General features: G+C 65.3%; 10 protein-coding genes. 7 read left to right on the top strand and 3 right to left on the bottom strand.

Annotated features, from left to right (window positions below; translation table 11 throughout):
* Window positions 1-73 precede the first annotated feature (73 nt).
* The 6 genes from mihF (at window position 74) to AC20117_RS23400 (ending at window position 5,966) form a co-directional block, all read left to right on the top strand.
* Window positions 74-391 (top strand): integration host factor, actinobacterial type, encoded by a 318-nt coding sequence (mihF, locus tag AC20117_RS19025; protein WP_074702268.1) that lies wholly within the window; start codon window positions 74-76, stop codon window positions 389-391.
* A 21-nt stretch (window positions 392-412) separates the two neighbouring features.
* A complete protein-coding gene (gene gmk, locus AC20117_RS19020; RefSeq protein WP_074703408.1) occupies window positions 413-985 on the top strand; it encodes a guanylate kinase in 573 nt (190 codons plus the stop codon).
* Window positions 986-1,033: 48 nt separating this feature from the next.
* Window positions 1,034-1,297 carry a DNA-directed RNA polymerase subunit omega gene (gene rpoZ / locus AC20117_RS19015; protein WP_074702270.1) on the top strand — a complete coding sequence of 88 codons (264 nt, stop codon included), beginning with the start codon at window positions 1,034-1,036 and terminating at the stop codon, window positions 1,295-1,297.
* A 36-nt stretch (window positions 1,298-1,333) separates the two neighbouring features.
* On the top strand, window positions 1,334-2,560 hold the full coding sequence (coaBC, locus tag AC20117_RS19010) for a bifunctional phosphopantothenoylcysteine decarboxylase/phosphopantothenate--cysteine ligase CoaBC (protein WP_074702271.1): 1,227 nt from the start codon (window positions 1,334-1,336) through the stop codon (window positions 2,558-2,560).
* A 66-nt stretch (window positions 2,561-2,626) separates the two neighbouring features.
* On the top strand, window positions 2,627-3,832 hold the full coding sequence (gene metK, locus AC20117_RS19005) for a methionine adenosyltransferase (RefSeq protein ID WP_139003468.1): 1,206 nt from the start codon (window positions 2,627-2,629) through the stop codon (window positions 3,830-3,832).
* Window positions 3,833-3,839: 7 nt separating this feature from the next.
* Entirely contained in the window at window positions 3,840-5,966 is a 2,127-nt protein-coding gene (locus AC20117_RS23400) for a primosomal protein N' (protein WP_074702275.1), read from the top strand.
* Here AC20117_RS23400 and AC20117_RS18995 read toward each other — a convergent pair.
* Genes AC20117_RS18995 through AC20117_RS18985 form a run of 3 tightly spaced genes read right to left on the bottom strand, consistent with a single transcriptional unit; the run spans window position 5,963 to window position 8,766 of the window.
* A complete protein-coding gene (locus AC20117_RS18995; RefSeq protein ID WP_074702277.1) occupies window positions 5,963-7,045 on the bottom strand; it encodes a glycosyltransferase family 4 protein in 1,083 nt (360 codons plus the stop codon). The genes AC20117_RS23400 and AC20117_RS18995 overlap by 4 nt on opposite strands.
* Window positions 7,042-7,923 carry an alpha/beta fold hydrolase gene (locus AC20117_RS18990; protein ID WP_074702279.1) on the bottom strand — a complete coding sequence of 294 codons (882 nt, stop codon included), beginning with the start codon at window positions 7,921-7,923 and terminating at the stop codon, window positions 7,042-7,044. The genes AC20117_RS18995 and AC20117_RS18990 overlap by 4 nt, the downstream gene beginning before the upstream one ends.
* A 3-nt stretch (window positions 7,924-7,926) precedes the next feature.
* Window positions 7,927-8,766: an aldo/keto reductase gene (locus tag AC20117_RS18985; protein ID WP_074702280.1), complete on the bottom strand. Its 840-nt coding sequence runs from the start codon at window positions 8,764-8,766 to the stop codon at window positions 7,927-7,929.
* Between the two features lie 166 nt (window positions 8,767-8,932).
* Here AC20117_RS18985 and glpK point away from each other — a divergent pair, with 166 nt between their 5' ends.
* The gene (gene glpK / locus AC20117_RS18980) at window positions 8,933-10,447 is read left to right on the top strand and encodes a glycerol kinase GlpK (protein ID WP_074702282.1); all 1,515 of its coding nucleotides are present in this window, start codon (window positions 8,933-8,935) and stop codon (window positions 10,445-10,447) included.
* The last annotated feature ends 28 nt before the right edge of the window (window positions 10,448-10,475 follow it).

Raw genomic sequence — 10,475 nt, 5'->3', positions numbered from 1 at the left:
AGCGGATAGGTTCAGTGCAAGCTGATTACTTCCTAGCCGCGGCTGCGGCCAGCGATACGATGTGGAGAAGCCTGTGAGCCTGAAACCGCTGTCGGACACTGAACGCACTGCAGCCCGAAACAAGGCCACCGCGGCCAGAGCCGAGCGTGCCGAGATCAAGGCCAGGCTCAAAGACGGCCGGGTCAGCGTGGCCGAGGTCATCGATACGGCGAAGAACGTTGAATCGATCGGCAGGCTTCGGGTTGTCGAATTGCTCGAGGCGCTGCCGGGCATCGGCAAGGTCCGCGCCGCGGCCATAATGGAAAGCATCGGAATCGCCCCCACCCGGCGGGTCCGGGGTCTGGGCGTGCACCAGCGCAAGGCCCTGATCGAACTTCTGGAATCACAATAGATCCTGCAACAGATGGAAAGCATGTCTGATAAACCCCGCCTCACCGTCCTGGCCGGTCCCACCGCCGTCGGCAAGGGAACCGTCTCCACCTTCATCCGCGACCATTACCCGCAGGTCTGGCTGTCGGTATCCGCAACCACGCGGGCACCGCGCCCCGGCGAGGTAGACGGGGTCCACTATTATTTCGTATCCGCCGAGGAGTTCGACCGGCTGGTGGCCGATGGCGCCATGCTCGAATGGGCTGTGGTCCACGGGCGCAACCGCTACGGAACCATCCGGCATACCGTGGAGCAGGCGATGGCGGAGGGGAAATCGGTCCTCCTGGAGATTGACTTGCAGGGCGCCCGCCAGGTGAAGGACAGCATGCCCGAGGCGAATTTCGTCTTCCTGGCGCCGCCCAGCTGGGACGAAATGGTCCGCCGTCTGGTGGGCCGCGGCACAGAAACGCCGGAGGAACAGCAGCAGCGGCTGGAAACCGCTAAACTGGAACTTGCTGCCGAATCCGAATTTGACCACACCGTCGTAAATGACGATGTCCGGCGGGCGGCAGAAGAGCTTGTTTCGCTGATGGGGCTTGTGCCGAACCCACGTTAGACCGTGACCGTCAGCGAAGCAGATACCTACAGAATTTTTGGAGAATAAGTGTCGACTAACCTCGAAGGCATCATTAATCCGCCGATCGACTCCCTGCTGGAGACGACGGACTCGAAGTATGCCCTGGTGATCTACGGCGCAAAGCGCGCCCGCCAGATCAACGCTTACTACTCGCAGCTGCATGAGGGCCTGTTCGAGTATGTTGGCCCGCTGGTGGACACCAAGCTGAACGAGAAGCCGCTGTCCATCGCCCTGCGCGAGATCAACGAGGGCCTGCTGGTTTCCAAGCCGATCGAACCGGCTGCAGAGTAGCAACAGCCAACAACTTAACACGGTAACGGAGCAGGAATGCGGATCATTTTAGGCGTAGGCGGCGGGATCGCCGCCTACAAGTCCGCATCCCTGCTCCGGCTGTTTAAGGAAGCCGGACACCAGGTCACCGTGGTTCCGACCGAGGCCGCCGAGAAGTTCGTCGGACGCGCGACCTGGGAAGCACTCTCCGGCCAGCCGGTGTCTACCACCGTCTTCGACGCGGTGGACACCGTGAACCATGTGCGGCTGGGCCAGGATGCTGACCTGGTGGTGGTGGCTCCTGCCACCGCGGACGTTCTTGCCCGTGCCGCCGCTGGCCTTGCCGATGACCTGCTCACCAATACGCTGCTGATGGCCCGGGGACCGGTAGTTTTCGTGCCGGCCATGCACACCGAAATGTGGCAGCATCCGGCAACGCAGACAAATATCGCCACCTTGCGCGGCCGCGGAACCCTCGTCATGGATCCGGCCGTCGGCAGGCTGACCGGCAAGGACACCGGACCGGGCCGGTTGCCGGAGCCGGAGGAAATCTTCGACTTCGCCCTTGCGCAGCTCGACGAAAGCCGGCCGGCCGCAGGCACCACCATGCTGCTGGGCAAGCGTGTGGTCATCACCTCCGGCGGAACCCGCGAACCGCTGGATCCGGTACGCTTCCTGGGCAACCGCTCGTCGGGAAAGCAAGGCGTAGCGTTGGCACGGGCCGCGGCAGCTGCCGGCGCCGAGGTCGAGCTTGTCGCTGCCCACATGGATGTTGCCCCGCCTGAGGGCGTCAAGACTACGCGGGTGGAGACTGCCCTGCAGTTGCGGACGGCGACGCTTGAAGCGTCGGCGCGTGCCGACGTCGTTATTATGGCTGCCGCCGTTGCTGACTTCCGTCCCGCGGAGGCAGCCGAAACCAAGATCAAGAAGCGCGACGACGCCGCGGATCCGGTCATCACCCTGGTGCGCAACCCGGACATCCTGCAGGAAATTGTGCAGGTCCGGCGCGACAGCGGAACGGGTCCGGCACTGATCGTCGGCTTTGCCGCTGAAACCGGGGACAGCAGCAGCGACGTGTTGGGCTATGCACGCCAGAAGCTGGCCCGCAAGGGCTGCGACCTGCTGGTGCTGAACCAGGTGGGCCGGGATCTGGTGTTCGGCCAGGACCAGACCGCCATCAGCATTCTTGATAATTCCGGCGCTGACCCGCAGGTGGCGACCGGCAGCAAGGACACCGTGGCTCGGACCATCATCGAACGGGTCGCCGCGGAGCTCGTCTCCTGACCATTCCGCCCCCGCGCCTGTTGACAGGCGCGGCAGCTGCGGCTTAAGACCAAGTAAGGTATGTCTGTGACTTCTTCTGCTTCCCCCCTGCGGCTTTTTACCTCCGAGTCCGTCACGGAAGGGCACCCGGACAAGATCTGCGACCAGATCTCGGACGCCATTCTCGATGCGCTGCTCCGCGAAGATCCGGACTCGCGTGTCGCCGTGGAGACACTCGCCACAACGGGGTTGGTCCACGTGGCCGGCGAAGTGACGACCCAGGGCTACGTTGAGATCCCGCAGATCGTCCGCGAGACCATCCTGAACATCGGCTACAACTCTTCCGACAAGGGCTTCGACGGCGCCCGCTGCGGTGTCTCCGTGTCCATCGGCCAACAGTCGACGGACATCGCGTCCGGCGTGTTCAATTCACTGGAAGGCCGCGAGGGTACGCAGCAGGACGACTATGACGCCCAGGGCGCCGGCGACCAGGGCATCATGTTCGGCTATGCCAGCGACGAGACCGAGGTGTTCATGCCGGCACCGATCTGGTTGGCGCACCGGCTTTCCGAGAAGCTGACGGAAGTCCGCAAGGACGCCACGCTGCCGTACCTGCGGCCTGACGGCAAGACGCAGGTCACCGTAGGGTACGACGGCGATAAGCCGGTTTCCGTTGACACCGTGGTTATCTCGAGCCAGCACGAAGCCGGCGTGGATCTCGACCACCTGCGGGCGGACCTGTCCAAGTACGTCATTGAACCGGTGCTGGCGAACTCGAACCTGGACGTTTCCGACGTCCGCCATATTCTGAATCCGGGCGGAGAGTTCGTCATCGGCGGCCCGGTGGGGGATGCCGGACTGACCGGACGCAAGATCATTGTGGACACCTACGGTGGAATGGCCCGCCATGGCGGCGGCGCGTTCAGCGGCAAGGATCCGTCCAAGGTGGACCGCTCGGCAGCCTACGCCATGCGCTGGGTGGCCAAGAACGTCGTGGCTGCCGGCCTGGCCCGCCGGGCCGAAATCCAGATCGCCTACGCCATTGGAATGGCACGGCCGGTCGGGATTTATGTGGAGACGTTCGGCACCGAGACCGTGGATCCGCTGCGCATCGCCGACGCCGTCCAGGAAGTCTTCGACCTGCGGCCGCTGGGCATCATCAACGACCTGCAGCTCAAGCGTCCCATTTACCTGCAGACTGCGGCGCACGGGCATTTCGGCCGCGAGCAGGAAGACTTCACCTGGGAACGCACGGACCGGGCCGAGGCGCTGCGCAGTTACTTCAACGCCTGATTCCAGCGTGACAGACGGATCAACCCCACGGGACGAGGCCGTCCAGCTGTCGCTGCTGCAGGGATTCGCCTCGCCTGCCAAACCTCGCGGCGCGACGGTACCGGCCGGCGAGAACCCGGTGGCCGAGGTACTGATCGAGTCCGCGGTGCCGCATCTGGACCGCGTCTTCGACTATCTTGTTCCGCAAGAGGCCGCCGCGGAGGCTGTCCCGGGGGCACGCATCAAAGCCCGTTTCGGCGGGCAGGAGATCAGCGGCTACATCACCGGGCGCAAGTCCGAAGCCGCCGAGGGCGTCCGGCTCAGCCCGCTGGCGAAGGTGGTTTCCGCCCAGCCTGTCCTGACCCCGGAGCTGCTGGAGCTGGCGGGAGCGCTGGCCAGGCGGTACGCCGGCACGCTCAGCGACGTCATCCGCGCTGCTATCCCACCGCGGGTGGCCAAAGTAGACAAGGAGTTCGCGGCAGCGGGCCGGCTCCTGCCCGGGGCGCCGCCGGGGGAGGAGCAGGAGCAGGCGGACGAGCCGGGTCTGGAAGCCGGCGCCGTCAGTACGCCAGCGGATGCTGCGGACCCGGCGTTATGCTTTGCCGGCTACCGCAGTGCTGCGGCGTTTCTGGCCCATCTGGCCGCCGGAGAGTCGCCCCGGGCGGTACTTTCGAGCCATAAGTCCTACGGGCCGGCATCATGGACTCGCCAGCTGGCAGCGGCCGTGGCGGCGACGCTGACCAGCGGACGCGGTGCACTGGTGGTGGTCCCCGATGCCAAGGATCTTGACCTGCTGGGCGAGGCGCTCGAGGCGACGATCGGCGCCGAGGCGTTCGTGCGGCTGAGCGCCGATGACGGTCCGACCCCGCGCTACCGGAACTACCTGAAGCTGCTGCACGGTACCGTCAAGGTCGCGATCGGCACCCGGTCCGCAGCCTACGCCCCCGTCCGTGAGCTGGGCCTGGTTGCGATCTGGGACGACGGCGATGATCTGTACGTCGAACAACGCGCCCCCTACCAGCACACGCGCGAGGTCCTGCTGCTGCGCGCGGAGCAAACCGGCTGCGCCGCCTTGCTGGCCGGGATTGCCCGCAGCACGGAGAGCCAGCGGCTTGTTGAAACCGGCTGGGCCCAGCCGCTGCAGGCTGACCGGCCGGCGTTGCGTGCCCTCACGCCCCGGGTAGTCAACACCGCCGATACGTTCCAGCAGGAACGCGATCCGCTGCTCCGCCATGCCAGGCTTCCACAGGCGGCGTGGCGGGCAGCCAGGGAAGGACTTGAACACGGGCCTGTCCTGGTGCAGGTCGCGCGTACAGGCTTCTCGCCGGCCATGGCCTGCCAGGACTGCCGCACACCGGCCCGCTGCACGGAATGCCAGGGACCGCTGGGACAAGCCGGTCACGGAACAGCGCTGACCTGCCGGTGGTGCGGCCGGCTCGCCGCCCACTGGCGCTGTGGCGTTTGCGGTTCGGGCAGACTGCGGGCACTGGTCATCGGGGCCTCGCGAACAGCAGAGGAGCTTGGCCGTGCCTTTCCCGGGGCCACAGTCATCTCTTCAGCGGGTGACCATGTGAAGGCCACGGTCAAGGCCAGCAAAGCGGTGGTAGTAGCGACGCCCGGGGCGGAGCCGGCGGTCGCCGGCGGATATGCGGCGGCTCTGCTGCTCGACGGGAACTCGCTGCTGAGCCGTGAGTCCCTGCGCGCTCCCGAAGATGCCCTGCGCCGCTGGTTCACGGCCGCATCGCTGGTCCGTCCGGCAGCGGAGGGCGGGACAGTGGTGATCACGGCCGACCATGACGCGGTCGTCGGGCAGCTGGTGCGTTGGGACCCAGCCGGGGCCGCTTCACGGGAGCTCGCGTTGCGCCGTGAACTGCAGCTGCCTCCCGCGCTCAGGATCGCCGCCATTACCGGTTCGACCGCCGGAATCGAGACGTTTATGTCCGGGCTGGAACTCCCCGGCGACGTCCGTACGGTGGGACCCACAGAGCTGGAGAATTACGGTGCCCCGGCCGGACACCACCGTCTGCTGTTGTTCTTCAGCTACCAGCAGGGGAATACCGTGACCGGAGCCCTCCGGGCCAGAAAGGCGGCCGTCTCCGCCAAGCGGTTGGCGGAACCAGTCCAGGTCCGCTGCGACGGCCTGGATCTGCTCTAACGGGCCCGGCGCCTGGCCAGCACCTCTTCGGCCGCCGCGATCAGCTGCGCTGCCGAGCTGTCCCAGTCATACTCCGCGGCGCGGAGCACCCCCTCGGCCGATGCACGACGACGCCGTTCCGGATCCTCCAGTTCCCGGACGGCGGCGGCGAAGGCTTCAGGATCGTCCGGATCCACATGCAGCGCCACGTTTTCGGCGACCTCCCGGAAGATGGGAATGTCGCTGGCGATGACGGGTGTCCCCGCGGCCATGGCCTCGATCAGCGGCAACCCGTAGCCTTCGTCCCTGGACAGCGTGACCAGCGCCGAGGCCTGGTGCAGGAGGCGCAGGTAATCGCCGTCGGAAATCCCGTTGTGGAACACCAGCTGTGCTGCATCCGCCGCACGGCCCGCCAGCTCTTCGCGCCTCGGCCCTTGGATGGGGCTGAGCAGATGCAGCCGGTAGCCGGGAAGCAGCGCCATCGCATCGATGAGTGTCTCCACGTTCTTGTAGGGCATGTAGGAACCCATGTAGAGCAGGTCCTTGCCCACGGCCGCCGACGGATCCCGCGGTGATCCCAGCGGCTGGGCGGCATTGGATACGATCCGGACATCGCGCCGGGTGAGCCGGGTCTGCTGCAGCAGCGACCGGGTGGTCCGGCTGATGGTCGCAACGGCGTCGGCGCGGTTGAGCAGCAGGCGCTGCGGCCAGTAGGCCTTGTGGTAAGCGCGCCACAGCAGCCTGACCGGCAGCGGCAAAAATCCCGGCGGCCTGGGGTGCCGGTAATAGATCAGGTCGTGGATGGTCAGAATCAGGCCGTAGCGCCTGCCGAAGCTGCCCATGGTCTGCATGGGACAAAAAACGACGTCGGCGCCCAGTTTATTAATCCGGCGCGCCACGAGGAGCTCGGCAGGGGAGAGGGGACTGTTGATCTTGACCCACGGGACATCGGCGGGCAGGAACTGCAGCTGCCGTTCGTCGTTGATGAGCATCAGCACCTCGGTCAGTTTGGAGGCAGCCGAGATCAGATTGGAGCCGTAGCGGCTGATGCCGTCCAGCTGGTCGGTGCGGGTATAACGGGCGTCGATGACAAGCTTCACCGCTCCAGCCCCTCGAGGAACTCGCTGATCATGGCGGCCGCAACATCAGGCGCCTCGTAGTGGATGAGGTGGCCCACGCCGTCGATCATTTCCAAGTGGCTGTCCGGCAGCTGCGCCGCCAGCTGCTGCTGGCTGTCCACGGAGCCCAGATCGTCCTTCCGGCCGGCGATCAGGAGCACCGGCAGCTCCAGCCGCGGCGCGACCTCAAGGACGTCGTGGGAAATGGAGGCCCGGAACGCCTCGAGGACCACGTCCCGGTTGGCGAAGGCGCTGAAGTAGGCATCGTGCTGTCCATGGATGTACCGGCGCAGCTGCCGGTCCCTGGTCTTGGCCATCATGATGCTCATAACCCGGACAATCACCGGGTGCTGAAGCAGGCGCATTCCTGGCTTTTCGGGCAGCTTCGCCGCGAGGAAATAGTAGAACTCCGCGAGCCGTGAAGCCACCGCCTTCGGGCCCTTGAGGGCCGGTTCGCTGATCGGATTGATCAGCACGGCTGCCCGGAACGAACCCGGTTGCCCCGCCAGCAGATGGCTGACAATAATCGAGCCGAACGAATGGCCGAGAATGACGGTGTCCGGCCCCAGCTCCAGCGCAGCTGCAAAGTCCGCCACGAAGTGCGCGTAGCTTTCCACGCTGTGCAGGCGCCCCGAGAATGGTGCGGAGGCGCCGAAGCCGGGCAGATCGGGGGAGATGATCCGCTGCCCGGGGAGCGACTGGGCGACCAGTTCCAGGCCATGGTGGTCGCCACGGAAGCCGTGCACGACCAGAATGTCGGATTTACCATTCGGGGTCTGGGCCGGGTACTCCCAGTAGGCTACTTCGCCCGAGTCGAGATCGAGGGCACGGCGGACGGCACGGTCTTTGGTGGCAGGCACGGTCTAGTTCACCTTGTCTGGGTGGGAGCCGATGCGGCCGTTCCGCTCGAGTCCGCGGAGCCGCTGCATGGCTGCGGGCTCGAGCGAGAAGTCCCATACCCTGAAGTTCTCCTGGATCCGCTGCTGTGAGCTAGCCTTCGGGATGGCCACATTGCCCAGCTGCAGGTGCCAACGCAGCACTATCTGGGCCGGAGTCCTGCCCAGCTCCTGAGCCAGTTCCGCGACCACCGGGTCCGACAGCACTTTCCCCCGCCCCAGCGGGCTCCAGGCGACTGTCCGGATTCCGTGGGCAGCGTGCAACTCCCGCAGCTGCTCCTGCTGGAGCCACGGATGCAATTCGATCTGATTGACCGCCGGCACCACGTCGCAGTTTTTCAACAATTCTTCAAGATGGGCCGGTTGGAAGTTGGAAACGCCAATGGCCCGAACACGTCCCTCATGGTAGAGGCGTTCCAGGGCGCGGTAAGTTTCCACATACAGTGCCCGTTCCGGCTGCGGCCAATGGATCAGATACAGGTCGAGGTAGTCGAGCCCAAGCATGGCCAGCGATGCGTCGAAGGCACGCATTGCCGCGTCGTAGCCGTGGCTGTCATTCCATAGTTTGCTGGTGACGAAAATGTCGTCGCGGCTGAATTCCGGTTCCTCGGCAAGGAACCGGCGGAGTGCCTCACCGACTCCGGCCTCATTGGCGTACAGGGCGGCAGTGTCGAAATGCCGGTAGCCGGATTCCAATGCTTGATAGCACAATCCGGCGGCGTCCTGCGGCGGAACTTTGTACAGGCCGAAGCCCAGCTGGTCCATCAGGACGCCGTTGTTCAGCGCCGTTTTATCTGCCGTTCCCATATACAAGACTCTACCGAGCAATGCCGGCATCGGCGGCCAACCACGGCCGTAAAAGAGACGCATCGGCCTGGTAGGAATTGACCTCCACCAGCAGCAGGGCTAGGTTCGAGCCCAATCGGTGCTGCCCTCCCGGCACCGCGTCCTGTCCGAGGGAAGAGGTCCCGCTTTGTCCGACTACATTCTGGCGATCGACCAGGGGACCACGTCCTCACGGGCCATCATTTTCGACCGGGCCGGACAAATGGTTTCGACCGGCCAGAAGGAACACCGGCAGATTTTTCCACAGCCAGGCTGGGTGGAACATGATGCCGTGGAAATCTGGGACAACGTCCGCGAGGTCATCGGCAACGCGCTGGCCCGTGCCAATCTGACCCGCCACAATATTGCCGCCGTTGGCATCACCAACCAGCGCGAAACGACCGTGGTGTGGGACCGGAACACCGGCAAACCGGTTTACAACGCCATCGTGTGGCAGGATGTGCGCACCCAGCCCATCTGCGACGCCTTGGCCGCTGACGGCGGCGCCGACCGGTTCAAAGCAGCTACCGGGCTGCCGCTTTCGCCGTACTTCGCCGGAACGAAGCTGAAATGGATTCTGGACAATGTGGAGGGCGCCCGGACCAAGGCCGACGCCGGCGACCTCCTTTTCGGCACCACCGACAGTTGGGTGCTGTGGAACCTGACGGGAGGAACGGACGGCGGAGTCCACGTCACGGACGTCACGAACGCCTCCCGGACGCTGTTCATGGACTTGAAGACGCTTGCCTGGGACCAGTCCATCCTCGAAGCGTTCGGTGTGCCGGCTTCTCTGCTCCCGGAAATCAAGTCTTCGGCCGAGGTGTACGGAACGGTCCATGGCTCCCAGCTGCTGCGGCACGTCCCCGTTGCGGGGATTCTTGGCGACCAGCAGGCGGCGACTTTCGGGCAGGCAGCTTTCGACGCCGGGGATGCCAAGAACACTTACGGCACCGGCTGTTTTGTCATCGTCAATACCGGCAGCGATATCGTCGAATCCGCAAACGGCCTGCTGACCACAGTGGCCTACAAGATTGGCGACGGCGCGCCGTGTTACGCCCTTGAAGGCTCGATAGCTGTTGCTGGGTCCCTGGTTCAGTGGCTGCGGGACAACCTGGGCATCATCGGTTCGGCCGCGGAAGTTGAGGAGCTGGCCTCCTCCGTACCCGACAGCGGCGGCGCGTACTTCGTGCCGGCATTTTCCGGTCTCTTTGCTCCCTACTGGCGTGCCGATGCGCGCGGGGCCCTGGTGGGGCTGACGCGGTTCGTCACGAAGGCACACATCGCCAGGGCCGCCCTGGAGGCCACCGCGTTCCAGACCCGTGAGGTACTGGAAGCGGTCAACGCGGATGCGGCCGTTCCGCTTGCGGAATTGAAGGTCGACGGCGGGATGGTAGCCAACGATGCGTTGATGCAGTTCCAGGCAGACATTCTCGGTGTCCCGGTCATCCGGCCCAAGGTCGCCGAAACCACGGCATTGGGCGCGGCCTACGCAGCCGGGCTGGCCACAGGGTTCTGGCAGGACCTTGCCGAACTGCGGTCGAACTGGGCCGAGGACCGCCGCTGGAAACCGCAGCTGGACTCCTCCGAGCGGGACCGGCAGCTGCGGTTATGGAAGAAGGCGGTAACCCGCACTTTTGACTGGGTGGATGAGGACGTGCGCTGAACCTGATCCGGCCGGGCGGTGCCAAGGG

It is taken from the genome of Arthrobacter crystallopoietes, from assembly GCF_002849715.1.
GTDB lineage: Bacteria > Actinomycetota > Actinomycetes > Actinomycetales > Micrococcaceae > Crystallibacter > Crystallibacter crystallopoietes.
The sequence above is the reverse complement of the archived record's forward strand: the minus strand, read 5'-3'. Positions and strand labels throughout refer to the sequence as shown.

Bases quoted from the DNA above. Each gene is read 5' to 3' on its own strand.
- gmk (WP_074703408.1), top strand. From the start codon at position 413: ATGTCTGATAAACCCCGCCTCACCGTCCTGGCCGGTCCCACCGCCGTC.
- coaBC (WP_074702271.1), top strand. From the start codon at position 1,334: ATGCGGATCATTTTAGGCGTAGGCGGCGGGATCGCCGCCTACAAGTCC.
- AC20117_RS18985 (WP_074702280.1), bottom strand. From the start codon at position 8,766: ATGGGAACGGCAGATAAAACGGCGCTGAACAACGGCGTCCTGATGGAC.